Source organism: Selenomonas oralis, assembly GCF_051603425.1.
GTDB classification, from domain to species: Bacteria; Bacillota; Negativicutes; order Selenomonadales; family Selenomonadaceae; genus Selenomonas; species Selenomonas sputigena_A.
Window position 1 is genome coordinate 128,800 of record NZ_CP194411.1, and the last position, 25,196, is coordinate 153,995.

The window sequence follows — 25,196 nt, forward strand, 5'->3', positions numbered from 1 at the left end:
ATCGCCTCCTTTCCTTTGCCGAAAAGCGCCGCTGCCGTGCCGGACGGAACAGCGCCTCTAGATCTTCGTCTGCACAGAAAAATACACGAGCAAACTCCCCTCCCGGTCCGCCTTGCGCTCCGAGCCTGTGAGCGCAGGTTTTTCCACAAAAAAGCCCTTGTCCTCTTCAAGGCATTTCAGGAAATTCGCCAGAGCATCGTAGCTCGTCGCCACCCCTTTGAGGACGATTTCACGGCCGTTCTCAACACGCAGATCACGAATCCAGACGCCTTCCACCGTGCGCGTACCGAGATGCACAAGGAGGCTGCGGCAAGGAATCCCGCCGTGCGCCAGGGACAGAAGCAGCCGTTCCCTCGTTTCGACCCCCTGTCTTTCCTGTTCTGCCGCCGCCATACGCTTCTTCTCGCCGGAGAGCAGGAAGAGCTCCTGCGCCATCTGCTGTTGTTCCTGCTGCAGATGATGGATTTTCCAGAAGTTAAAGCCGTAAACGAGCGTGAAACAAATAAACAGCAGCGCCATCAGAGCCATGGCAATTCTGCCGAACGCCCACTTGCCGGGACGCGCCTCCCTCGGCAGAAGCTGGATGACGCCCGCAGGCTCCAAAAGCCCTGCCGCCGCCATAAAGGCAGGACGCTCCGACGCCGCAAGATCGGCTGCGCCGCGCACGCGGGAAAAAACCGTCTCTTCCGCCCCCTGCATCGCCTGCGCGGGCTGCCCCGCCGAAACGTGCTCCACCCGCTCCCGCCCCGCGGACAAAGGCGGCAGCAGTGTCAACGCGGCCAAGGAAAGACCCGCCTCATCAAAGGCGTTTCGGATGCTGCGTGCCTTTTCCTTCTCCAGCGCCGCCAACAGCAATTCCTTTCCTTGTGCCGGGACAGTGTCCGACCCCAGCAGCAGAAAACCCAGCTCATACCCCTTCTCCGCCTCACCGCCCGGCAGGCTTGCAAGCAGATCCCAACGCGCAGCTTCTCTCATCTCCTCTAGAGGGAGCGCCGGAAATTCCTTCGTGTAGCAAAAGACATGTTCCTCCGGCAAAACGAGCGCGATACGGCTTCTCTCGCGTCCGTCCCGAGCCAAGGCGACCTTGGCAAGCGCAGCCGCTTCCGAAAAAATCCCCGGCCCCGGCACGGCCTCGGGCAGCGGTATGCAGCGTTTTCCGGCGACGCACCAACCTGCCTCGCCTTTTTCCAAGCAAACGAGACAAAGTTCCCCCGCGCCCAGCGAAATGCCGGCAAGGCAGCCGCACGGCTCCTGCCATAGGACGCAAAACCTCTCCCACCAGTTTTCCAAGCCGCTTCACCGCCTTTTCCTATCTCACCCAATGCTCAAAAACAAGACGTCCTTTTTCGTAACGATAACAGGCCGTGGAACGGGAACATTTTTTCCCCGTCTCTTCATCGTTTTTTAGCGGAAGCGCACCGCCTTCTCCTTGCGCCTGCCAGCTCACAGCCGAAATTCGGTACCGCACCGTTTCCTCTCCATCCGCCTTGGCAGGCGGCGTCCCTTCCTCCCATTCACAAGAAGCAAAGGCGCGCCAACGAATCCCTTCCGCCTCGATTTCGCCCTCGAGATCCTTCTGCAGCTCCGCACCGAGCGCCCCGCGTGCCGCCCCGTCGCGCTCCAGCTTCGCCGCTTCCATCTGCACGGCGCTTTCCGAAGCCTCGAGCAAACGCGTCATGGTCTGCGATTCGCGTGCCGCCAGATGATTGTGCCCCGAAATTTCAAAGAGCGCGGCGCCGAGCACAAACAACAGGAGCACCACGGCCAGCCCGAAGACAGAAGCCAGTCCCTCTTCATCGGAAACACCATGTCCCATGCCTTTTTTCACCTCCCGGCAGAAGCCGGACAGACCGCCGTAGAAAAGACTATGCGCTTCCTCGTCTGCCGGTTTTCCCCTTCAAGGCGCAAGAAAAGCAGCCCGTCACGTTCCTCACAGGAAAAATCGACGACAGCCAGGCTGCCGAAAGCGTTGCGCCCTCCCGTCATAGGCTGCGGCGCGGCATAGCCCGATATCTCCTCCCCCGCAGCATTTTTCAGCGATACATCCTTGCTGATATACGGCGGATCGCCGTGTTTTCCCATGCGCAGTTCATAATCCGTCCTGCGCACCAGCTCCTGCCCATTGACCTCCGTATAATCCTCCGTATGAAGCCTGTCCGACGCCCTCACCTCAACACGGCTTGCCGCCCGCGCATCCTGTGCCATGCGTTCAAGGGCAAGCCGCATCTCCTGCTGCAATTCCCAGTCGCCGAGAAGCAGGACATAGCTCCGGAGAAAGAAGAGCAGCGCCGCAAAGAGCCCGATGAGAAGCGCGAGATACACGGGCAGGCTCACGAAAAACTCCATGAGCGCATAGCCTTCTTCCCCCAAAGCCTTCTTCCTATTCACCGAGACGCACCGTCCTCTCGAGAGAAAAAGCCTGTGCCTTCCCCTTTTCCTGCCAATCTACGCGCGTACGCACGCGGCAAAGCTGCGGAAAATCCGCCCCTTTTCTTTCAAACTCCGTTTTGACAGAAAACTCCGTACCGTTTTCGCTCGCCCCGTGACTGCGGCCTGCGGGCAGTCTTCCCGGCCGCCCTGACAGCCGCGCCTCCCGCTCTGCCCACGCCAGTTCTTCCTGTGCCAGAAACATGGCGCCCGTCTCCGCCTCACTGCGTGCAAAAAGGGAAACGGAGCGCTCCAAAACAAAAAAGGATGCAGCAACTGCAAGGAGCAAAAAAGCGAGCACAGCAACCTCGACGGCAAGAAAGCCGCCGTCTTTCCCCTCCATCCTCACCAATGCCGCCTCCGATCCGTACGCACCCGTCCCGCCTCATCGATGATCACGTCGATGGAATAATGCGCCGACCGCAGCTCGATCGCGCTGCACAGAGGATGCGGCTCGCCGGACGAATAAAAAGCATAGCGGCTCGTCGCTCCATCGAAATTCCCCTTGTAGGGCAGAGCCGAAATTCCTTCAGGAAAAGAATGCTCCAGCCTTGCCTTTGCTTCGCCCGGAAAGCGAATCGCATAACAATGCGCCTCCAACACAAGCTGCGGCCGCTCCTCCCATTTCTCCCTGCCACCCAGCTCACGCCGCGTGCGCGACATCTCCTGCAGGCAGCGAAAATCACTCGCCAAAAGCGCCGCCTCCCGTTCCAGACGGGACAATTCCGTCAGGCGCACGACAGGGACGGCAAGCAAGGCGACAAGTGACAGCAGAAAGCAGACGAAAAGAAGCTCCAGCAGGGTAAAACCTTCTTCTTTCATCGGAACAGCCCTCCATAAAAAGCCAGCAGTTCAGGCGTAAAGAGCGCGGCTGCAAAAGCTCCCAAAGCAAGAAAGGGGCCAAAGGCGATGCGATCTTTTCTGCCGCGGCCGCAAAAAAGCAGCAAAAAAGCGGCAAAAATCCCGCCGGTAAAAAAAGCGAGAAAAAGCGCTGCGCATACCCCTGTCGGTCCCAGCCACAAGCCCAGGCAAAACGCGAACTTCACATCGCCGCCCCCCATGCCGCCCCCCGAGACTCTGCGCAGCAGTTCGAGCGCTCCGCCGGCGAGAATCCCCGCGACCAGGAATTCCCAAAGCGGGGCGGCCGCAAAGGCGGCGGAAAGGCAAACACCCAAAAAAGCGAACGGCAGAAGCAACCGATCAAAAATCAGGCCGTACACCATATCGAGCAGCGAAATGCGCAGAAGGAATGCAAAAAGCGAAAAGAGAACGAGGAATTCCCTGCCCCAGCCATAGCCGAGAAGCAATGCTGCAGCCCCGAGCAAAACGCCCAGCGAAAAGACAAACCTTCCGCCCGGCGGCAAGGAGGGAACCCTTTGCCTCCCGGCCACGATCAGCTTTTCCCCGGGGCGGCCTTCTCGTCCCCCTTGCGCCCAAATTCACTGAGCTTATGTCCGTCAAGCGTCGCCTGGATTTCTCCATGCTCCCCTGCGGTAAGGACATAGCTTGCCCCCGCCTTTTCCACAGTCGTGCCCGTGCGCAGGAAATAACTCCCTGTCGGCGGCCGCAATGCCTCGACATCGAGAATATAATCCTTCAATTGATTCACGTTCTGCGGATAAATGCCTTTCTCCGCCTTGTAAAGGCTCACCGCCGTATTAAGCGTGCTGAGATCGGCCTGGATTTTTGACGTATTCGCCAAAGTCATGGACTGGGCAAATTTCGGCACGGCAATCGCTGCCAGCACCCCGATGATGCAGATGACAAGCAGCATTTCCAGAAGCGTGAACCCGCCTTCTCCCAAGCGTTCTGCACGCTTTTCCCGCTTCTTCAGCAACAGCTCTGTTCTCTCATCCATAGCCAGCCCTCCTCGCCGTAAAAACCATCTTTCATCTTAATAACCGTAAGCGCCAATCATCTCAAACATGGGCAAGGCGACCGAAAGCACGACAAGCGCGACAACGGCGCCCAGCAGGAGCACCATCAGCGGCTCGATCATGGCTTCGAGCCGCTCGGCTCGCATTTCGCCGGTAAAGCGGCAAAAATCCGCCGCTTTGGCCAGCATAGCGGAAAGCTCTCCCGTGCGCTCACCCACGCGCAAAAGTTCGAGCACGAGCGGCGGAAAAACAGCCTCCGGACCAACCGCCGCCCCCAAAGCCCCGCCTCTTTCCACTTCCTTCTCCATCGCGGAAAACAAGGATGACAAAAAACGATTCTGCGTTACGCCTCCGGAAACAGCAAGCGCCTCGTGGAGCGGAATGCCGCTTTCCAACAAAACAGCCAGCGTATCAAAAAGTGTCATGAGCTCCAAGTCGAGACGCAGCCTGCCCCAAAGGGGCAGATGCAGCACGAAAGCATCGACCCGAAGCCGCCAGGCTTCCTTTTGCCGGAGAAGCAGCCACGCCGCTGCCGAAACGGGCAGAAGCGCCAACAGAAGCAGGCCGTGCTCCTCAAAAAGACTGCCGATTCCCAGAACCAACCGCGTCGGCAAAGGCAGCTCCACGACAAGCCCTTCAAAGAGGCGGACAAAATTCGGCAGCACAAAGAGAAAGATGAAGCCAAGGGCAAAGGCTGCCGCCGTTGCCAAAAAAGCCGGATAGACAAGCGCCGTCCGCAGTTTTTCGCGCACACGCCAGCTTTTTTCCGTCTGGTCGGCCAGCTTTTCCAGCATCGTCCCAAGGCTGCCGCCAACCTCTCCCGCACGCACAAGGCTGACGATTACAGCAGGAAAAACCTCCCCATGGCGTGCCATCGCATCGGCAAGGGACGCCCCCATCTCCATGCGTTCCGCCATATCCTTGAGCAGAGCCGCGCGCCCTCCCGGCGCACCTTCCGCCAAAATTCGCAGGCTCTCGCTGGCGGAAAGCCCTGCCGAAAGCATCAAGGCGATTTCACGGCAGAAGATCATGCAGTACCTTCGGTTTGCGGCACGGTAAAAAGCAAAATGCCATTTGTAGCGTCTCTTGAGTTCCAGCGCAAAAAGCCCATGCGCCTGAATCTGACGCGCCGCTTCCGTACGAGAGCGGGCCTCGACTTCGCCGCGGCGCAGATCTCCCGTCTCCGTCCTCGCCGTATAGGAAAAAGCCGGCACAGGACCACCCCCTTGCCATCCTTCCGATTCCCCGTCTCAGCAAGAAGCCAATGCTTCCTCCCATGTCGCCCGCGCAATCTTTCCGGCACGGAACAGCTCTTCCACAGACTGCGCCAATGTCTGCATCCCCGCCGCACGTCCTGCAAGAATGGCGTCCCTGAGCTGCGCCACCTTGCCCGCGCGTATGAGGTTGCGCACGGCAGGCACGGCGACGAGCGCCTCCGCTGCAAGGACACGGCCGCCTGAAGCTGCCGCAAGAAGACGCTGCGAAAAAACCGCACGCAGGACGAGCGAAAGCTGGCTGCGAATCTGCGCCTGCTCCTCCCCGGAAAACATGCCTTCAAGGCGCAGCGCCGCCTCCGCCGCGTCCTTCGTGTGCAGCGTCGCGAGCACGAGGCAGCCCGTTTCGGCTGCCTGCAGCGCGATGCGCACCGTCTCGGGCTCACGTATCTCACCGACAAAAATGACATCGGGATCCTCACGCAAGGCGCTCCTGAGCCCCGCCGGAAACGATAAGAAATCCCGGCCAAGCGCCCGTTGGCTGATAAAGCATCGTTTCGGCAAAAATTCGTACTCGATGGGATCTTCGAGTGTGACAATATGCGCCGCCCTCTGCCTGTTCATTTCCTCGATGAAAGACGCAAGCGTCGTCGACTTGCCAGAGCCAGTGCGCCCACCGACAAGTATGAGGCCATCCCCGGCAGAGAGCAGGGAGGACAGCACCCCCGGCACGCCAAGGGCGGCAAGCGGCGGGATGCGCTGCGGCAGCAAGCGCAGGGCCAGCGCCCAAGCGCCTTTTTGGGAGTATGCGTGCGCACGAAAACGCCGTCCCTGCGCCGTGAGGGAAAAATCAAGCTGCCTTTCCCTCCGAAGCGCGGCGTGCTCCGTCTCCGTCAGGAAACACCCGAGAAAGTCCTCCATCTCTGCTGCAGACAGCGGATCCTGCTCCGCTCGTGCTGCCAATGGTCTGTCGCTTTCGGGCAAGGACGCCGTCCCCCAAGCTGACAGGGCGCCGTCCACGCGCAGGAAGGGAACCTGCCCCTCTGCCAGATGGATATCCGAAGCCTCCTGCCGTATCGCCTCCGCCAACACCGCTGTCAGTCTAGACGCCAAAGGAACCATCCCCCTTGCCGGCGTCGCCGCCGCTTGATGCGCTGTTGGCGGCTGTATCATCCAGACGCCCCGCCGGCCTTCCGGACAGAACAGCCTCATCCCCATCAGCCTCGCCGCCGTAGAGCACACGCGCCACTTCCTCCAGCGTCGTCAATCCCTGCCCTGCTTTTTCAAGACCGTCCTCCAGCAGTGTCGTCATCCCCTGCTTTCGGGCAAGGGCGCGCATTTCGCCAAGGCTTGCCCTCTCCAAGACAGCCTGCTCCAGCGCCTCATCGACAAAAAGAAGCTCATGCAGGGCGATGCGCCCAAAAAACCCCGTACCGCCGCAGGCCGCACAGCCGGAATTTTTCCAAAGCGTCACGCGCCCCGTCCGTCCGTCTGTCTGCGCCCAAAGGGGCAGCTCCGCCGAAAAAGGCTCTCTGCAGCATGGACAGGACCGCCGCACAAGGCGCTGCGCCAACACACCTGAAAGAGCCGCCGCAAGCAGATAGGCCGGCACCCCCATATCGAGCAGGCGGAAAACAGCGCTCACCGCGTCCTTCGTATGCATCGTGGAAAAGAGCAGATGTCCCGTCAATGCCGCACGAATCGCCATTTCCGCCGTTTCGGCATCACGGATCTCGCCAAGCACGATTTCATCGATATCGGATCTTAAAAGCGCCCGCAAACCGACAGCATACGTCAGCCCTGTCTTCACATTCACTTGAACCTGGTTGATGCCGTCAATATGGTATTCGGGCGGATCCTCAATCGTCATGATATTGCGCTCGGGTGAATTTATTTCGGAAAGCGCCGCATAAAGCGTCGTCGTCTTGCCTGAATTCACCGGCCCCACGATCAAGGCCATGCCGCCCGGCTGATGACAAAGCCGGCGAAACAGTTTTTCGTTTCGCTCAGAGAAATACAGATTCCCGATCTCCAGGAGATCCTGCGAACGATGCAGCAAGCGCAGAACAGCTTTTTCCCCGGCCAGAAGCGGCAGAGTCGCCACGCGGATGTCAACCGTCTCCGTACCGTCGGACGGCGTGTAGCGCATGCGCCCGTCCTGCGCCGCGCGATGCTCCACGCTGTCGAGATGCGCCATGACCTTTATGCGCGCAAGCAAAAACGCATGAACCTCCATAGGGACAGGCGCATGCGTTTCCAGTAATCTTCCATCAACACGGTAACGGATGCGGACAGCGCCCCGATAAGGCTCGATGTGTATATCACTCGCCCTGAGCCGCAGCGCTTCTTCAATCATGCGATCGACAAACTCCACGACCGGCACACGCCCCAAATCACCCAGACGCCCCATAGGGCTTCCAGGCCTTTGCCCGCGTATGCTCTGCAGCAAGCGGCCTAACAGCGTTTGGTACGAATCTTCTGCGGTCCTTTGCATATGCATAGCCTCCAAAAGAATCCTCGCATCTGTCTTGCTCCGGCTTCCGTGCTGACTTTCCTTATTCGTGCTTTTTTCCTTGCCGCTTGCAGCGGCGTTCTTGCCTTCCTGCTCTTTTCCTCACCTTTCAGGCTTCGGTTTTTCCGGTCTTCCCCGCTCCAATGCCCCATGCAGGGCTTCTGCCATCACGGCGAAATCCGCCGTCTTGCCTGTCCAGAGCTTAAAAGCCGCCGCCCCTTGCCCCACAAGCATCCCTTCCCCATTCAGCACCGAGCAGCCCTGTGCCGCTGCACGCCGCAAAAATGACGTTTCGGCCGGCGTATAAATGATATCGTAGAAAAACGTGCCCGGCTGCACCTCTTCCCAAGGGACAGGGGGAGCCGCTTCGATCTCAGGCGCCATGCCGAGCGATGTCGCATTGACGACAAGCTCCGCCGCGCGAACAGCATGCCGAAAAGATTCTTCATGCCACTCGAAAAGGCGAATCGTACCGTATCGGGAGAATTCCTCCGCCAAAGGCCGTGCCTTCTGCGGATTGCGCACACCGATGACAATTTCTGCCGCGCCCGCCTGAAAAAGCCCCCAAAGAACAGCACGTGCCGCGCCGCCCGCCCCCAAAAGCACCACACGCTTTCCTGCGAGCGAAAAACTCCGTGCTTCCAATGCGCCGATAAAACCCGCCGCATCCGTATTGCAGCCTTTGAGCCTTCCCTCTTCCAACACGACCGTATTGACCGCGCCAATGGCACGGGCTGCCGCATCCACCTCATCGAGAAGCGGTATGATGGCCGTCTTATGCGGAATCGTCACATTGAAGCCGCGAAACCCCAACGCTCGGAGCCCGCGAACCGCTTCCGGAAGATCGGCGGGCGCCACAGGAAGCGCGATGTAGGCAAAATCCAGTCCCGCTTTCTGCAAAGCGGCATTCTGCATCACCGGCGAAAGAGAATGGGCAATCGGCCAACCGATGACAGCAAGATTCTTTGTCCTTCCACTAAACATCATTGTATTCCTTTCCATTGTATCAAGAAGAATTTTTTTCAGCAATAGAAGATTTGCCCTAAAATTTTACAAATAATCCTACTATTTCATTATTTCCTTCTTTTCCCTTGTCTATCGTAACAAGGAAACCCTCTTTTGTAAAGCCGCTGCTTCATCCCACCCTCCCTTCCTCAGAAATGCAGAATCACAAAGCGCACAGCCATTTGACACGGCACGGCCTTCGGCGTATACTGAATGCACTCAGCGCTTCTGCGGTACAGGAAGAAGCATGCTCCGACTTTTGCCGCAAAAGCAAATCCATCCCAAAGGAGCATCTGCACCCTATGATAAAAGAAGCCATCGAAAAGATTGTCGGCAAAAAAGACCTTACATACCGAGAAGCCTATGATGTGATGAATGAAATCATGAGCGGCAAAACAAGCCCTGTCGAAAATGCCGCCTACCTCGCAGCGCTTTCAACGAAGAGCGCCAAGGCTGAAACGACGGAGGAGATCGCAGGCTCGGCAGCCGCCATGCGCGAACACGCCCTCGCCGTCAGGCATCCCGGCATCGAAGTACTGGAAATCGTCGGCACGGGCGGCGACCACGCGGGCAGCATCAATGTATCGACGACGGCCTCCTTCATCATCGCCGCCGCAGGGATTGCAGTCGCCAAGCACGGCAACCGCGCGGCATCCTCCAAAAGCGGCGCCGCCGACTGCCTCGAGGCGCTCGGCGTCAACATCAGTCTGGAGCCGGAAAAATGTACCGCGCTTCTCAAGGACATCGGCCTCTGCTTCATGTTCGCACAGAAATACCACGCCTCGATGAAGCATGTCGGCGCCATCCGTCGGGAACTCGGCATCCGCACGGTCTTCAACATCCTCGGCCCCTTGACGAACCCCGCCCGCCCCGAGCGCATGCTTTTAGGCGTCTACGACGAATACCTGCTGGAACCGCTGACCAAAGTGCTCATCAGCCTCGGTCTCAAACGCGGCATGGTCATCTACGGCACGGACTGCCTCGATGAGATCTCCATCAGCGCTCCCACAAAAGTCTCCGAATTCAAGGACGGCTGGTACAAGACGTACACGATCAGCCCCGAAGATTTCGGCATGAAACTTGCCCAAAAGCAAGATATCGTCGGCGGCACAGCCGAGGAGAACGCCGCCATTACGCGCGCGATCCTCACGGGCGCCCAAGGCGCGAAAACCGACATCGTGCTCTTGAACGCCGGCGCTGCCATCTACATCGGCGGCAAGGCCGACTCCATCAAGGACGGCATAGAAAAAGCCCGCACCCTCATCCAAAACGGCGCGGCCGAAAAGAAGCTGCAGGAATTCATCGAACAATCGAATCACTGAAACGCAAACAGCCGCCATCATCGTATGGCGGCTGTTTGCGTTCGTTCAACATTGTCACAAAAATATTTCCGTCTTGCCCCTGATTCTAATGATGCACCTTCTTGCACACCCCTAGCAGCAAAACTGGACACGAGAATCTAAAAATCGGTCAGGGCTTCATGGCAAAGTCCGACACCAAAGACCAGCGCCATATTCCCCCGAAAAGGGCAATTCCAGTACCGACAAGAGACCCATCCTTAATTTTCTGGAACAATCCCTTGCAAAGCTTCATTGATTATGTTATCATTAAATCACTCTGTGATAAATACAGGAATCCATGAGGAGGATGTCGAATATGAGAAGAAACGACCTTGCACGAAAGATTACAAGCTGGCTCACCTTGGGCGTCTTTTCGTTGCAGCCGTCTCTTGCTTTTGCTACGGACATCGTTGCCGACGCTTCGGCGCCCGAAGCGCAGCGTCCCTATGTGACGGAGACGGCGAGCGGCGTCCCGCTCGTGCAGATCGCCCGCCCCGACGGCAGCGACGTCTCCGTGAACCGCTACGAGGCGTTCAGTGTCCCGGAACACGGCGCCATCCTCAACAACGCCTTTCTCTTCTCGAAGAACTTGCCGCCGCCTTCGACATGGAAAGGGGTCTCATTAAAGGAGATAATTAAAGCTGCAAAAAAAGAGATGCATCGGCAAAAAGCAAAAAATTACTAACAGATAAGAGGTTTAATAAAGGTGACAACAGAAAATAGCACAAATATAGAAGACTTGATTTCACTGATCAGGAGATACTTCCCATCAAACCTATCCTATGATGATCCGGCATATCAGTCATCAGTGGAGCATCAACGGCTTCTCAAGAGACAAAAGGAAATGCTTGAAAATACAAGCTTTTTAGAATGCCTTACAAGTAAACTGGAACAAATCTCATATCCCTATCCCTTAATTAATTGGATAGACCTAGAAGAATATCCTGACATTGAATATAAAATTCTCTTGCATAAAAATCAGGATATATTAGACAATAGTGATCTTCTCCTAACACAACTAAAAGGGGTACGTAGAGATATTTTTTTATGGGTTAGTATCATAGGAAAATACTATTACTACAGTATAGAGAAGATGATAAAAAAATCTGATAAATATTATTTTTGTTATGATGTCCTTCATGAAGAGGAGGAGGTTAAAATGACACATCGCCTGGAACAATTCTTTATGCATAAAGGCTATGCCAAACTTCCCGAGGATGCTGCAAATTATATTATTGAGGATATTGAAACGGAATTATCCGTAAGGGGAGAGACAACCATATTCAAGTGTTTGTTCAATGATCTATGGACAAATAAAATAACCAATTTAGGAATTTGGATGCCTTGAAAGATATCTAAAAATGCTTCTCTCGCCGCCAAGGGAGACGTGCGCCTCGAAGCCGGAGAAAACACCAGTGTCACGACGAGCGAGAACAAGACGAGCGCCGCAAGCATCGGGGCTTCCTTCTCGCCGCAAGGGCTTTCCGGCCTCAGCCTAAGCGCGAGCAGCGCCAAAGGAACGAGCAAGGAAAGCCGCACGTCCTACACCCCCACGGAAGTAAAAGCCGCAGGAACGCTCAAGCTGGAAAGCGGCAAGGATACGAACATCCTCGGAAGCAAAGCCAAGGGCGAAAAGATCGAGGCAAAAGTCGGCGGCAATCTCAACATCGAGACATTGCAGGAAAAAGAAACCTACGAGGAGAAGAACACATCGGCGGACTTCAACCTCTCCTGGAGCATGAACCAGATGCTCGACCCGGCCGACTCCGGCAAAATCCTCCGCTCCTTCTCCAAGCCCACGTTCGGTGCATCGGTTAGCAAGGGAAGCCTGGAATCCCACTACTGCAGCGCCCGTGAGCAGGCAGGCCTCTTCGCAGGGAAAGACGGCTTCGACATCTACGTCGAGAAGAACACCGGCCTCAAAGGCGGCGTTCTTGCAAGCGACGCAGAAGCGGAAAAGAACCGCCTCAGCACAGGGACATTCTCTTTCAGCGACCTTAAAAACGAAGCGGACTACAGCTCGGAAAGCATCGGGGCGGCCTACCACCACTACGGCAGCTATGACAAGATGAGCCAGAAGGAGAAGGACAAGGTCTATAACACCATAGGCCTCACCCCGAACATCTCCATGCCGGCCAAGGGAGAGGCAAACAGCACGACGAAGTCTGCCGTTGCACAGGGAACGATCGACATCCGCGACAATCCCACGCAGGATATCTCTGCCTTGAGCCGCGATACGAACAATACTTTGAACGAACTTGGACGTATCTTCGACAAGCAGAAGATCGAAGAACAGCAGGAACTTGCCGCCGCCTTCGGTGAAGAAGCCTTCCGCCTCGCGCATAACCTCCCCGACGACGGCAGCGGCCGAAAGATCGCCATCCACGCCATCATCGGCGGCATTATGAGCCAGATCACGGGTGCTGGCTTTGCTTCTGGTGCTGTCGGCGCCGGCCTCAACGAAGCTGTTATTAAGGCACTTGATGGCAAAGATCCAGGCACGGCTCAAATCGTCAGTGCCATCATCGGAGCAGCTGCGGCGAAGGCAATCAGTGGCAATGCACAAGCCGGAGCGTCTGCAGCGGCAAGCGGGACGAAGTGGAATAAATATGAGAGATTACCAGAAATCTTAGAGCAACTTAACGAGTTAAATGAACTAGAAAAATATAAGGAGCTAAAAGACGGGGAGTATTCCATTCGCTATGCAACAGTGGATGGAGAAAAAATCGCCGTTGCAGTTGATAAAGACGGGAAAGTATTTGATCTGGAAGTGATACATGACGCCGGTATTGATCGGATGATGCTTCACGGAAATCCTTTAACGAAAAAAGGAGAAGTATATATTGTTGATAAAATGGATCATTATGGGGAACCGACTGCACAAAAAACAGGAGAACAGTCTGTATTTAGGTGGGGAGATTCAGATGGAACATCAAAAGATATCGTCAACTTATATGGAGTAGAATACAGAGAGACTAAATCCCTTGAGGAAGCCAAGGATATCCTACGGCAAAGAGTCCATCAAGAATGGGTGGAGGGAAGAACCAACCTAACAGATATAATGAGAAAAAAATATCCGTTTTCATTTCTTGCGCCGGGGGCACGCCCAATGAAAAGGTTAGCGATACTAGGGGCCTTAGGTTCTTGGGCTCTCAAAGACACCCCCATGGCATCGAAGGCGCTAATATATGCACATATCGCAAATGGATGGCCGCGACATTTCCCCGTGGGGACTTTTACATCCTCCAATATGAGTCGTTCCGATGCAATAACCCAAAAGATCCGGAATCTTGGTGCGCATTTTTCTCCTGGGGAGACGCGAGACATCTATATGTCCATTAATCTGAATGTGGATCCTGCCACTCGCGATGAAAAGTGGTTTGCCGGCTGGACAAAGCTAGCTATGCGGGTGCATCGGGACATGGACGGAAAGATTTCATTCGACGGGCTTGCCGGAGATGCTTATAATTTCAATTTACATAAATATGGATTTGGAGACCCAAAGTATACTAAGGATGACGCTTTCACTGATACGATTAATAATGCGGCGTGGGTCAGTCAAAGCCTTGGATATCTACAGCCTTTCCCATGGACAGCAGAAATTCAAGGAACTGTTTCCTTGTCGGAGGATTGACCTATGGTGATAGATCGTATCAAAAAGATAGCTCTCCGCGGAGGCATACTGTGCGGTGCTTTATTAAGTGTATGGATCCTTTATCAGGTTTTGTTCGGATTTAAATATTGGCTGGTCACATGGTTCGATCCGCCATATGCACCATTTAGTTCCGGAAAATATTGTGTGGAGGTTTTTCATAGAGGGCAAATACTCGTTCATTGCAACGAATATAATGACCTGGCACTATGGGACATGCATTTGGAGGAATGGACAAGGTATGGCGGAGCGAGTAAAGTACGTGTCCTTGACGAAGAAGTCTACACATGGGAAAAGGATATGGGGTTGTTCTATCAGGAGAATAAGTTTTATGTGTATGGAAGCGTGGGGTTCTATGTAATCCAATCTGAGCCGTTTCATGTTACGTTCCTAATCAATCCGGAGGTCGATCTAACCTCTCCGGACTACAAATATTTATCAAAAGCACTGGCAAAATATAGTGACGATGAATTAACCATTCTTCACAGTGAAACAGAGTTGGAGGAGAGAGATTACCTCTTTTACGAACGAATCTTGGCATATCCCGTAATGTTGCACCAATTTGCTCATCCTCTGCCGTTGAATAGGGAAGGAACGATTGATTATCGAAAACTGTTGTTATATTATTTTGATTAGACATGACCTAGCAGACTAAAAGGATTTCCTTGCATCCCCCGCCAAAGGCGATGCAGACAGCACCACAAAATTTTCCGTTGCAGAGGAAACCATCGCCCTCTGCGAGAATCTATCACAGGACATCTCTGCCCTCAGCAGTGATACAGCGAATACGCTCAACGGCTTGGACGTACATTTAAAGTTTTGGATCAAATATCAGGGGGCATTAGAAGAAAACCTCAAAAAAATCCGCCTATTAGATGCCGAATATATGACAGCTTTATTCTTTGAACGTGTATGAGGTGACTCCACTTGAAAACACTCAAATCCCCCTCTTTCCTCCTTCTTGCCTCCATTCTCTTCCTCTCTGCTCCCCTAGTTATCGCCGCCCCTGCACAACAGGAGCAGCTCGACCAGTCGCGGGCACAGGAGGCGGCACGGCAGGAGCGGCTTGGCGAGGAGCGTGTGGAGACGATTGCGACCCCCTCCCTCCTCAAATCTTCCTGCCGATGAAACGGTTCGTTTCCCCATCGCCAAGATCGTGCTTGAAAATGAATCGGGGAGGTTCTATTTCCTTCGTCACATCGCTCGTGACTATGAAGGACACGAGCTTTCTCTCAAGGAGATCAATGAAGCTGTCGGCAAGATGAACCACGAGCTTATGCAGCGCGGTTTTTCGACAAGCCGCGTCGTCATCCCCGAGCAGAATCTCTCAGAGGAAATGCTCCGCCTTGTTTTGCAAATCGGGCGCATCCATGCCGTGCGCTTTGCCGAGGACAGTGATACGCTCTATACCTACAACCTTTTCCCGTTTCGCGAAGGCGACGTCTTGAACGTGCGCGACATCGAGCAGGGCATCGAACAGGCGAAGCGTCTGCCTTCACAGGATATCTCCGTCCAACTCCGCCCGTCCGATCAGCCGCAGAGGACAGACGTAGTTCTCACGGTAAAACGCGGGAAGAATTTCTACGGCACGATCTCGGTGGACGACTCAGGTCTTGAGGATACGGGAAAGCTCCAATGGTATACGTCCGTCGGCGTCGATCAGATATTTCAGAGAAACGACATCCTTCGCGTCGGCATGAATCTAGACGGCGCACAGGACGGCTATGCGAAGGGTACACGCGGACATAATGTCAGCTACACGATTCCCTACGGGGCGCATACGTTTACACTCTCTTACCAACGCTCGAAATATCATCAGACGGTGGAGAGCCGCCCCTACGATTTCATCAGCGCGGGCGATACGAATATCTCGACGTTTTCCTGGGATTATGTGCTGCACCGTTCGTCAAGCATGAAGACGAGCATGGATATTCGTCTGAAGAAGCGCAATTCCCATAGTTTTATCAACGATGTGGAGCTTCCCATCCAGGCGATGCACCAGACATCCATGGAGATCGGCTTTGCCGAGCGTCTCTATCTGCAGCGCAATACGCTTTATTTTCGTCTGGCACACCGCTTTGGTCTTGGCTGGCTGGGCGCACAGAAGGAAAAGCCCTATGCCGATGCGCCCAAGACGCTCTATCGAATGTGGCTGCTCGATGTAGACTTTGTGCATCCGTTTGAGTTCTGTCATCGTCCCGCAACACTTACAACATCCTTTCACGGGCAGTGGACGATGGATAATATGCGGCTCTACGGGGTGGATATGATCAGCATGGGCAATCGCTATACGGTGCGCGGCTTCGACGGTGAAACAACGCTGATGGGAACGAACGGCTGGTATCTTCGGAATGAGCTTTCAACACGATTCCCGAAACAGAAGGCGGAACTCTACCTCGGGCTTGACGTCGGTGCAGTCTACGGCTACGGCACGGAGGTCTACAACGGACATGCAATGCGGGCGCAGCAATCGGTCTGCGCGGTACACTCGCCGACGCTTCCTATGACGTATTCGCCGCTGCGCCCATCATAAAACCCGAAGGATTCCATACGCCGGATGTGACGTATGGGTTCTCCCTCGGGTTGAAATTCTAGGGATTCATTTTCCAACATCAAGCCCAATCGTATAAAACGCGCGAATAAGAACATCACGGGCGCAATTTTAGCCATGGAGCAAGCATGAACAAAAAGCGCAGGAATTTCTCCATCAGTTCGCACATGATATGTACCCCCTCTGCATCTGCCTTAAAGTAATCCGCTCTTTTGGCAAGTTCCCTATACTCTATATTTATTGCTTAGGAGGAAAAATGAACTTAGATGAATTTTTTTCAAGAATAAATTTCATAACTTATGAAAAACCACCAGAAAGAACTAGAGAAATAAAAAGATTCTTGAATTACATTAATGGAGAAATCCCAGAGAAAGACATACAAAGTATTTTAGAGTTTATACAATCCGGAAAATATCTCATTTGTTGGCTCTATGCAGTTGTTTTTTCTTCATTTCAATGTCTAATCAATCATGGTATTTGGAATGAAGCTTTAGCAAAAGCATATCATGAATATTTGGATGAGTTGGGATGGGAATATGAGCTTGAGATTGTCGAGAAAATGCTTTCTGAAGGAGACATAGAAAGTGTTCGGGAGTTTTGTTTGGATAGCAAATTGGCCGATGAAGAAAATAATACATATTTTATGACGAGTACAGTATGGCATGGAAAGGATTATGGGAAACTCTGATAAATCATGGATAACCAATGTCATATTATTTTAGATAGAACAAATTCTGCCAAATCACCCGCAGTGCACTGAAATGTTGTTTGCACAAAGTTCTTGACACATCCTTGCGGAAAAGAACCGCCTCAGCACAAGGACATTCTCTTTCAGCGACCTTAAAAACGAAGCGGACTACAGCGCGAACGACTATGGCATTTCCGTGCAAACGCAGGCATATTGAATGTCGTGGCATATTTCGCGGCATTAAGTTCGTACTCTATGAAGTATCCCACAAGAGCAGAGCAATTTGACTGGGATTTGTTGAAGGGACGAATCGACCCCATCTTACTTGATCAACTGATACGAATCAACAATCCCAATGATTCGATTCATGCCAGCGATATGATCAATGATGTGCTGAACCGAATTGTCACAACCACATACGGATGGGAAGCGACATTTCTTACAAACCGATTACATTACGGAACTACGAAAAAAATCCTTGGAAATGATGGCATAATGTGTAACCATCGATTCTTTAGAGTACCCGAGAAATGGGAGAATACATGGACAGTAAAGCAATTGTACCAATGGAGATGTTAAAGAAATCAATTTCGTTAAAGAGCATAGGCCTTAATGAACTTGCTTGGTATGGAAAAGATGCCATTAAAGCAATTGAATATTTATCAAATAAAGGAACACTAATATTAGGTGGTGATGTTTATATAATATCTGAACAGAAAATAAAACTCACATACGATAGCTGGTACTATATGCTCACAGAAAGCAGGACTCAACAAGAGAATATAGATGCCGCAAAAGAAAAAGCCATATCCTATATTCAGCATTTTATCCGCAAAAATGGAAATGACTACCTTTATTCTATTATATTCTAAGGAGAAATAACGCATGGACAAACAGATGGTGGAAGTATTAAACAATATTCACTTTGCAGAGAGATATCAAGCTCTACGCACACAATATTCTTTTGATCTAAAAGAGAGTTTTGAAGACTATGATAATCCGTATGTCTTGGAGATGCTTCAGGAGATAGGTTATGCAAGCGTAAAATATTGGAGAAAAGAAGACTTTTTTCAAGCAAAAAAAAAGATCAACCTATATGAATTTAGATACCATATACGTATAAAGTATGGTGTTGCTAAATTGATGTGGTATGCTATGAAAGATAATAAATATTATGAAGGGGATACTTTCCCAAATTTAGAATACGAACTGTTGAATCTGGAAAATAGAAACCACCTGCCAAATTTCCGCAACTATGAAGACCTCCGAGGAATTCTCACAATAGCATTTCAAATGTGCGAAGATATGACAGCTGAGTTTTTGAAAGTATACGGTGACTCCATCGGATAACACAACCACCTTTCGTATACGGAACAATAGCTGTACCGTTAAATATTGGCGCAGGCTGGCTAGCAATACCAGGCAAAACAGAAAGACCCGATGTCTACAGAACATATATTCCGGTTGGTCTGGATCATTTACAGCACGCAAACAATACAACGAAATCTGCCAATGCCCAAAATACGAATAATCGTCTTTCGTATGCTCCTACCACAATCAAGCCTCTTCCGTCTCCGTGATGTGAATCCATTTGATCTCAAACAAGCTCCCATCTGCCCTCCTGCTCACAGCAGCCATCCTCCCTTTATCTGCATTTCCCACCAAACAAATCCATCTGCTCGCTCTCCATCACATACGAAACCTGCCGTGCGTCTTGCACGATATCGCCGGGCTCGACATGCCCTACGAGGAGCGGCGAGGCGGGGTCGTGCAGGGCGCGGTTCCTGCGGACGGCGGCGGCGCTCGCGTTCGCGTAGCAGTAGCGGCAGAAATGGGCGCAGGTATTATAGGCGCCGATATCGTTGCCCAAAAGGCAGGCGCACCCCTTGCGCGCTGCCGCAAGGCGCGGCACACGAAAGCGGCAGCCGGCCGCCTCTTCAAGCACCGCCTGCGTCATGCAGCCTGCCGTATCGATGCCGAAAGGCGCGAGATCGTCGCCTTCAAGGCAGGTGCGCACCTTGATGCCGAACTCGCGCCCGACCGCCGCAAACACCTCGCCAAGCGCGAGCCGTTCTTCCGCATGGACTTCGCGCAAGGAGGGAAAATTGCGTTTCGTCTTCTGGTAGAGATCGACGAAGCTCACGACGCAGTTTTCCACCGCGCCTGCAAGCCCTTCCGCCATACGGCGGAAAGCGCTCTTATGAAACTCGAGTGTATACTTTTCCGTGATGAGCACGGGATCGTAGCGCCAATGCACGGCGCGGCTGCCCACGACGCGCGCGAGAGTGCGGATGCTTTCCATAGCCGCCTCCACAGACGGCGCCTGCGGCTCGATATCTGTGCCGTAAGGCGTGACGGTCACGCCCCAAAACTGGCGGAACGGCGCGAGCGCCTCCCCATGCGTGAGAAGCGGCGCAGGATTCTTTGTACAGAATACGATGAGGTCGACGACGGTGGGATCGAGAATATAGCGCGTGATGCGCCGCGGGTCGTAAGGGCTTCTCGCCATGACGAAGCCCTCGCGGACGCGCCGCACGAACCACTCGGCGTAAAAGGCCGGAATATCCGTGCGGCTTCCCGTATTCAAAATCATCGCATCTCTTCCTTTCCACAAAAAGGCCGGGCGGGGAAAGTCCCTGCCCGGCTTCTCGTATTCTCCCCGTGCCTCATCTGCACAAGTCTTATTTTATTTCGTAAATCCAGCCTTCGGGCGCCTCGATATGTCCCATCTGGATGCCCGTCAGCGTATCGTAGAGCTTCTTGATGACGGGTCCCATCTCTTCCATGCCGCTTGAGAAGCAGATCTCTTTGCCGTGGTCGTTGATCTTGCCGACCGGCGAGATGACGGCCGCCGTGCCGCAGAGTCCGCATTCCTTGAAGTTCGGCACCTCGGAGAAGAGCACTTCGCGCTCGTCGACCTTGAGGCCAAGATAATGCTCCGCCACATAGGTGATGGAGCGACGCGTGATCGAGGGCAGAATGCTCGGCGATTTCGGCACGACGAGGTTGCCGTCCGCATCGACGAAGATGATGTTCGCACCGCCCGTCTCCTCCACTTTCGTGCGCGTCGCCGCGTCGAGGTAGATGTTCTCGGCAAAGCCTTCGCGGTGCGCCGTCATAACGGCATGCAGGCTCATCGCGTAGTTGAGCCCCGCCTTGATATGACCCGTGCCGTGCGGTGCGGCGCGGTCAAAATCGCTGACCTTGAGCGTGATGGGCTTCGCGCCGCCCTTGAAATAGGGGCCGACCGGCGTGACGAAGATGCGGAACTGATACTCGTCCGCCGGAGCCACACCGATGACGGGACTCGAGCCGAACATGAAAGGACGGATGTAGAGCGTCGCGCCGCTGCCGTAGGGCGGCACCCAAGCTTCATTCGCCTTGACGACCTGACGCACGGCATCGAGGAAGCGCTCCTCCGGAAAAGGCGGCATCTCCAGGTACTGCGCCGATTCGTACATGCGGTGCGCGTTGAGGTCGGGACGGAAGCAAACCGTCCTGCCGTCCTCCGTCGTATACGCCTTGAGCCCTTCAAAGACCGACTGCGAATACTGCAGAACGCCTGCGTCCTCGCTCAAGACGATCTTATCGTCGCTCGTAAGACCGCCCTCATCCCATACACCGTTTTTATAATTGGCAACATAACGCTGCTCCGTTACATGATAGGAAAAGTCCAGATTTCCCCAGTCCATATTTTTTTTCTCCATGATGAATCCTCCTCTGTCCGTGCCGCAAGCAAAAGGCGCCTATTCCGAATCAGCAAAAAGACATTTGCTTCGTCGAGAGGAATCTCCATCCGCAGCCGCAATCATCCTTCTGTAATTCTATAAAGCATATAGTACATCGAACTTTTTGCGCCGTCAATCCCCTTTTCAAAACTTATTCCCCTGCAGCGCTTTCTTCCGCGTGTGCCGTCAGCCAATCTGACCACGAAACGGCAAAGTCCGCCTCCTTGTTTTCCCGCACATACTGTTGAAACCGTGCGATATGGCGCGCTTTTTCCAGATAGTACGGCACCTTCCAATACGTCGACCCCGCAGGTTCCACATGCGCTACGTAGCTGCCGCCCAACAAGCATTGGCGGTAGAGGATGTCCTTGAGCGGTACATCCGGGTTGCGCAGAATGTCGTACATCGCAAGAAATTCCGTCGTGCGCCCCTCGCCCGCCTGGCAGTGGAAGTGCAGCCAGACATTTTCCGGCAGCGACTTGTAAAAGCGCACGAAGTCATCGACAGCGGCGGGCGCAGGCCATATATGATCCGTCGCCGTAATGCGCTTGTAGCGAAGACCCGCAGCCTCGACAAGCTCCGCTTCCGTCTGCGCTTCCTCCACAAAAATCTCGTGCTCATCCAGAGGATTCTTCTCTCCGCCGAGATGTGCAACCGCCGTCATCTGTCCTGCTGCCCCATGAATGCGCGCTTCCTCATCGGCAAGCGCTTCCTCATGCGTCAGCCCCACATTGCCCCAATCGCGCTCGCCGTACCAGCTGACCGCCGTGCCGTTGAAAAATCCGTGCGACTCCTCGCGCAGATCGACGATGCAGATCGGCTCCCGCGTTTTCAGAGCAAGCACTTCCAGCAAAGCCCGCAGCCCGCTCGCGGAAAACTCCCCGCTGCCCGAAGCATGCAGACGATCCAGCCCCTCGCGCGTCGGTATATAGGAAGCATCCATATCCGCCTTGTGCGCGGCGCGGAACTCTCCGTCCATCGTGCGGAAATTGCGCGGCAGCCCCGGCACATCGTCGGCATCAATGCGCCAGATATAGCCCGGATTGCACATGCGCGGCGGGGCTTTTGCCGCCTCTGCCCCTACTGTGCCGAACGCCGCTCCTGCCAAAACAAAGATCGCCGCCAAAACACCCGCCAGTTTTTGTCCCTTCATCTCTTCACTGCTCCTTCGCTCGACCATTCTCTATGGGAATATCATTCTCTTCTATCTTTGCCTGTGTATCATTGTACGGACTTTTGCGGCGCAAAGCAAGGAAAAACTGGCTGTTTTTCAGCGGACGGCGGACATTTCATTCAGCGAGATATAAGTTGCATCCATCAACTTCATCTGCTATCATGAAACCATCAACAACATAACGATCTCGCAGGCAAAGGGGGCAATCCTTATGAAAACACGGGCAAAAGCTTTGTTGTTTCTGCTCGTCCTGCTCACAGCGGGAAGCGCCGCCTATCTTTATCATGCGCATCAGGAAACCTTGCGGCAAGAGGCAGCAAAGCATCTCGTTCTCTCGGGCAATGTCGATATCCGTGAAGTCACGCTCGCTTTCCGGCAGAATGACCGCATTGCGGAAATCCTTGTGCAGGAAGGCGACGCGGTGGAAGCCGGACAGCCTCTCGCCCGCCTTGATTCCGCGGAAATCAGGCTCAACCTGCAGAAGGCACGCTCCCAAGCCGCAGCACAGCAGGCTGTCGTCGACCGCCTGCATAACGGCACGCGCCGAGAAGAACTCCGACAGGCCGAGGAAAACGTCAACGCTGCACGCGCCGCATCTGCCAATGCAGCGGGCGTTTACGAGCGAATGCAGCAAATCTATGCGACAAGCGAGGGCATCAGCCTGCAGGAACTCGACAACGCACGCGCCGCTGCAGCTTCAGCGGCAGCAAGGACAGCAGCGGCCGAAGCCGCTTTCGCGGAAGCCGCTGCCGGTCCCCGCAGCGAAGATATTGCCCAGGCCGAAGCTTCCCTGCAGGCAATCCACGACGAAGAGGCACGCCTTGAATATCTCCTCTCGCAGTATGAGCTTTGCGCCCCGTCCCCCGGCGTCATCCGCACGCGCCTGCTGGAAGTCGGCGACATGGCCTCGCCTGCCGCTCCCGTCTTCAAGCTCTCGCTCCTTGAGCGCAAATGGGTCCGCGTCTATGTAAGGGAAGCCGATCTCGGACGCATCCGCGAAGGTCAGACCGCACGCGTCACGATTGACAGCGCACCCGAGCGCCCGCTGGCGGGACAGGTCGGCTACATTGCCGACACAGCGGAATTCACGCCAAAAACGGTGCAGACCGAAGAGCTGCGCCCATCGCTCGTATATGAGGTGCGCATCCTGGTCGAGGATCCCGGCAATATCCTGCGGCTCGGTATGCCCGCAACCGTACAGGTCGACTTATGAGCATCCTGGAAAGCACACCGACCAAAGACCTTGCAGCAAGCATCGCCCGTGCCGGTGCACACAGCACAGAAACTGCCGTCGAAGCAAAGAACCTCTGCAAAGTCTTCTCGCCCTCCAAAGGACCTCTCGTCACCGCACTGGACGACATCAGCCTCAGCATCCCCCGCGGTCGGCTCACAGCACTCGTCGGGCCGGACGGCGCCGGCAAAACGACATTGATGCGCCTCCTTGCCGGCCTGATGACAAAAACGAGCGGCGAACTCTTCGTGCTTGGACGTGATGTCGCAAAAGAGGCGCAGGAGGTACAGAGCCTTTTAAGCTATATGCCGCAGAAATTCGGTCTTTACGAAGATTTGAGCGTCGAGGAAAACATGCGCCTCTATGCCGATCTGCACGATATCCCTGCCGCCGCACGCCCCGCCCACTTCGAGCGCCTGCTGCACATGACGGGGCTTGCCCCTTTTACAAAGCGGCTTGCCGGAAAGCTTTCGGGCGGCATGAAGCAAAAGCTCGGCCTCGCCTGCACCCTCGTGCGCACCCCCGACCTCCTCCTGCTCGACGAGCCGACCGTCGGCGTCGACCCGCTCTCAAGGCGCGAACTATGGGAAATTCTTCAGGAAGAAACAAAGGCCGGCGGCTTGACTGTCTTCGTCAGCACAGCCTATCTGGAAGAAGCCGCCCTCTGTGAAAAAGTCTGCGTCCTCAACCACGGCCGCCTCCTTGCCGAAGGCACGCCTGAGGAACTGTGCCGTCTCGCGCACGGGCGCTGCTTTGCCGTCCGCCCTCCCGACGGTATGCCGACGCGTCTGCTGCAAAGCCGTCTGCTCGCCGAAGACGCCATTGCCGATGCCTCGCCTGTGGGAAAGCACGTGTATTTCACGACCGAAAAAGATCCCGCCGACATCCGCCTTTTTGAAGAACTCGGCCTCACGTCCAAACCCGTCAGAGAACGTCTTGAAGACGCCTTCATGCTGCTCCTGGGAAAAGGCGCGCAGCAGCCTCCTTCCCTCGTAAAGGCGGAAGCGATCGGCAAAGCGCTGCAAAGCGGCATTTCCCCCCAAAAAGGCCCCGTTATCATCGAGGTGCATGATCTCGTAAAAAAATTCGGCGATTTCACAGCTGTCGCCCATACTTCCTTTCAAGTGCATGAAGGGGAAGTCTTCGGTCTCCTGGGACCGAACGGAGCGGGAAAGACCACAACCTTCCGCATGCTTTGCGGCCTTTTGCCCGCGACTTCCGGCTTCCTGCGTGTCGCCGGGGTCGATCTCGCGAAAGCCCGCACCGAGGCGCGCGCCCAAATCGGGTATGTCGCACAAAAATTCTCGCTCTACGAGAGCCTCACGGTCTTTGAAAACCTGCGCTTTTTCGGCGGTGTTTACGGACTTGGCCGCAAAGAGCTGCAACAGCGCATCGAAGAAGTGCTCGAGGAATTCCAACTGGCGAAACGCCGCGACAACCGTGCAGGCGCTCTCCCCGGCGGCTATAAAGAACGGCTTTCGATGGCGGCCGCACTCATCCACCGGCCGCGCATCCTCTTTCTGGACGAGCCGACGAGCGGCATCGATCCTCTCGCACGCCGCCTCTTCTGGCAAAAGATTTCTCTTCTTGCAGCTTCGGGCACGACCGTCATCATCACGACGCACTTCATGGAAGAAGCCGAATACTGTGACCGCATCATGATACAGGATCAGGGCCGCCCGCTCATCCTGGGCAGTACGGCCGAAATACGCGCTGAACTCTCCATGCCCGAGGCTGACATGAACGAGATCTTCATCCGCATTGTGGAAAAAGCACGCGCCTGAAGGGAGGAGCCAA

At 54.6% G+C, this 25,196-nt stretch carries 26 protein-coding genes; 12 read left to right on the forward strand and 14 right to left on the reverse strand.

The genetic code is table 11. The features are described from left to right. Window positions 1-57: 57 nt before the first annotated feature. The 11 genes from ACRTGH_RS00630 to ACRTGH_RS00680 all read right to left on the reverse strand — a co-directional run bounded on the left by ACRTGH_RS00630 (window position 58) and on the right by ACRTGH_RS00680 (window position 9,014). Window positions 58-1,290, reverse strand: coding sequence for a PilN domain-containing protein (locus ACRTGH_RS00630; RefSeq protein WP_368847756.1), 1,233 nt, complete (start codon window positions 1,288-1,290; stop codon window positions 58-60). Window positions 1,291-1,309: 19 nt separating this feature from the next. Next, the gene (locus ACRTGH_RS00635; RefSeq protein ID WP_368847757.1) at window positions 1,310-1,816 is read right to left on the reverse strand and encodes a hypothetical protein; all 507 of its coding nucleotides are present in this window, start codon (window positions 1,814-1,816) and stop codon (window positions 1,310-1,312) included. Between the two features lie 8 nt (window positions 1,817-1,824). Next, complete coding sequence (locus tag ACRTGH_RS00640) at window positions 1,825-2,388, reverse strand: PilW family protein (RefSeq protein WP_368847758.1); 564 nt, start codon at window positions 2,386-2,388, stop codon at window positions 1,825-1,827. Further along, window positions 2,381-2,770, reverse strand: a complete 390-nt coding sequence (locus ACRTGH_RS00645) for a TolQ protein (protein ID WP_368847815.1) — start codon at window positions 2,768-2,770, stop codon at window positions 2,381-2,383. Before ACRTGH_RS00645 ends, ACRTGH_RS00640 begins: the two co-directional genes overlap by 8 nt. 2 nt (window positions 2,771-2,772) lie before the next feature. Next, window positions 2,773-3,249 carry a prepilin-type N-terminal cleavage/methylation domain-containing protein gene (locus ACRTGH_RS00650; protein WP_368847759.1) on the reverse strand — a complete coding sequence of 159 codons (477 nt, stop codon included), beginning with the start codon at window positions 3,247-3,249 and terminating at the stop codon, window positions 2,773-2,775. Continuing rightward, window positions 3,246-3,818 carry a prepilin peptidase gene (locus tag ACRTGH_RS00655; protein WP_368847760.1) on the reverse strand — a complete coding sequence of 191 codons (573 nt, stop codon included), beginning with the start codon at window positions 3,816-3,818 and terminating at the stop codon, window positions 3,246-3,248. The genes ACRTGH_RS00650 and ACRTGH_RS00655 overlap by 4 nt, the downstream gene beginning before the upstream one ends. A 2-nt stretch (window positions 3,819-3,820) precedes the next feature. Further along, entirely contained in the window at window positions 3,821-4,285 is a 465-nt protein-coding gene (locus ACRTGH_RS00660) for a competence type IV pilus major pilin ComGC (protein ID WP_368847761.1), read from the reverse strand. 36 nt (window positions 4,286-4,321) lie between these two features. Beyond that, window positions 4,322-5,518: a type II secretion system F family protein gene (locus ACRTGH_RS00665; protein WP_368847762.1), complete on the reverse strand. Its 1,197-nt coding sequence runs from the start codon at window positions 5,516-5,518 to the stop codon at window positions 4,322-4,324. Between the two features lie 36 nt (window positions 5,519-5,554). Further along, window positions 5,555-6,640 carry a type IV pilus twitching motility protein PilT gene (locus ACRTGH_RS00670; protein WP_438474476.1) on the reverse strand — a complete coding sequence of 362 codons (1,086 nt, stop codon included), beginning with the start codon at window positions 6,638-6,640 and terminating at the stop codon, window positions 5,555-5,557. After that, window positions 6,621-8,012, reverse strand: coding sequence for a GspE/PulE family protein (locus ACRTGH_RS00675; protein ID WP_368847764.1), 1,392 nt, complete (start codon window positions 8,010-8,012; stop codon window positions 6,621-6,623). The genes ACRTGH_RS00670 and ACRTGH_RS00675 overlap by 20 nt, the downstream gene beginning before the upstream one ends. Before the next feature lie 120 nt (window positions 8,013-8,132). Beyond that, window positions 8,133-9,014, reverse strand: coding sequence for a shikimate dehydrogenase (locus ACRTGH_RS00680; RefSeq protein ID WP_368847765.1), 882 nt, complete (start codon window positions 9,012-9,014; stop codon window positions 8,133-8,135). A 323-nt stretch (window positions 9,015-9,337) separates the two neighbouring features. Here ACRTGH_RS00680 and trpD point away from each other — a divergent pair, with 323 nt between their 5' ends. The 10 genes from trpD (at window position 9,338) to ACRTGH_RS00730 (ending at window position 18,616) form a co-directional block, all read left to right on the forward strand. Beyond that, complete coding sequence (trpD, locus tag ACRTGH_RS00685; RefSeq protein ID WP_368847766.1) at window positions 9,338-10,357, forward strand: anthranilate phosphoribosyltransferase; 1,020 nt, start codon at window positions 9,338-9,340, stop codon at window positions 10,355-10,357. Window positions 10,358-10,691: 334 nt separating this feature from the next. Beyond that, a complete protein-coding gene (locus ACRTGH_RS00690; RefSeq protein ID WP_368847767.1) occupies window positions 10,692-11,060 on the forward strand; it encodes a hypothetical protein in 369 nt (122 codons plus the stop codon). Between the two features lie 21 nt (window positions 11,061-11,081). Then, the gene (locus tag ACRTGH_RS00695) at window positions 11,082-11,723 is read left to right on the forward strand and encodes a hypothetical protein (RefSeq protein WP_368847768.1); all 642 of its coding nucleotides are present in this window, start codon (window positions 11,082-11,084) and stop codon (window positions 11,721-11,723) included. A 3-nt stretch (window positions 11,724-11,726) separates the two neighbouring features. Beyond that, complete coding sequence (locus tag ACRTGH_RS00700; protein ID WP_368847816.1) at window positions 11,727-14,009, forward strand: hemagglutinin repeat-containing protein; 2,283 nt, start codon at window positions 11,727-11,729, stop codon at window positions 14,007-14,009. 3 nt (window positions 14,010-14,012) lie between these two features. Next, a complete protein-coding gene (locus ACRTGH_RS00705) occupies window positions 14,013-14,663 on the forward strand; it encodes a hypothetical protein (protein WP_368847769.1) in 651 nt (216 codons plus the stop codon). Window positions 14,664-14,954: 291 nt separating this feature from the next. After that, on the forward strand, window positions 14,955-15,155 hold the full coding sequence (locus ACRTGH_RS00710; RefSeq protein WP_368847770.1) for a hypothetical protein: 201 nt from the start codon (window positions 14,955-14,957) through the stop codon (window positions 15,153-15,155). Beyond that, window positions 15,118-16,560, forward strand: a complete 1,443-nt coding sequence (locus ACRTGH_RS00715; protein ID WP_368847771.1) for a ShlB/FhaC/HecB family hemolysin secretion/activation protein — start codon at window positions 15,118-15,120, stop codon at window positions 16,558-16,560. Before ACRTGH_RS00710 ends, ACRTGH_RS00715 begins: the two co-directional genes overlap by 38 nt. A 274-nt stretch (window positions 16,561-16,834) precedes the next feature. Then, on the forward strand, window positions 16,835-17,266 hold the full coding sequence (locus ACRTGH_RS00720; RefSeq protein ID WP_368847772.1) for a nucleoid-associated protein NdpA: 432 nt from the start codon (window positions 16,835-16,837) through the stop codon (window positions 17,264-17,266). Window positions 17,267-17,796: 530 nt separating this feature from the next. Then, a complete protein-coding gene (gene imm40 / locus ACRTGH_RS00725; RefSeq protein ID WP_368847773.1) occupies window positions 17,797-18,138 on the forward strand; it encodes an Imm40 family immunity protein in 342 nt (113 codons plus the stop codon). A 13-nt stretch (window positions 18,139-18,151) separates the two neighbouring features. Then, on the forward strand, window positions 18,152-18,616 hold the full coding sequence (locus tag ACRTGH_RS00730) for a hypothetical protein (RefSeq protein WP_368847774.1): 465 nt from the start codon (window positions 18,152-18,154) through the stop codon (window positions 18,614-18,616). Between the two features lie 295 nt (window positions 18,617-18,911). Here the strand turns inward: ACRTGH_RS00730 and ACRTGH_RS00735 are convergent, their stop codons facing one another. The 3 genes from ACRTGH_RS00735 to ACRTGH_RS00745 form a co-directional block, all read right to left on the reverse strand. Continuing rightward, window positions 18,912-19,859, reverse strand: coding sequence for a DUF1848 domain-containing protein (locus ACRTGH_RS00735; RefSeq protein ID WP_368847775.1), 948 nt, complete (start codon window positions 19,857-19,859; stop codon window positions 18,912-18,914). 88 nt (window positions 19,860-19,947) lie between these two features. After that, window positions 19,948-20,973, reverse strand: coding sequence for a branched-chain amino acid aminotransferase (locus ACRTGH_RS00740; RefSeq protein ID WP_368847776.1), 1,026 nt, complete (start codon window positions 20,971-20,973; stop codon window positions 19,948-19,950). A gap of 172 nt (window positions 20,974-21,145) precedes the next feature. Beyond that, on the reverse strand, window positions 21,146-22,147 hold the full coding sequence (locus tag ACRTGH_RS00745) for a phosphatase domain-containing putative toxin (protein ID WP_368847777.1): 1,002 nt from the start codon (window positions 22,145-22,147) through the stop codon (window positions 21,146-21,148). A gap of 232 nt (window positions 22,148-22,379) precedes the next feature. On the opposite strand from ACRTGH_RS00745, the gene ACRTGH_RS00750 reads away from it, so the two are divergent. Together ACRTGH_RS00750 and ACRTGH_RS00755 are read left to right on the forward strand one after the other, a co-directional pair. Continuing rightward, window positions 22,380-23,381 carry an HlyD family secretion protein gene (locus ACRTGH_RS00750; protein WP_368847778.1) on the forward strand — a complete coding sequence of 334 codons (1,002 nt, stop codon included), beginning with the start codon at window positions 22,380-22,382 and terminating at the stop codon, window positions 23,379-23,381. Beyond that, entirely contained in the window at window positions 23,378-25,183 is a 1,806-nt protein-coding gene (locus ACRTGH_RS00755) for an ATP-binding cassette domain-containing protein (RefSeq protein ID WP_368847779.1), read from the forward strand. The genes ACRTGH_RS00750 and ACRTGH_RS00755 overlap by 4 nt, the downstream gene beginning before the upstream one ends. The last annotated feature ends 13 nt before the right edge of the window (window positions 25,184-25,196 follow it).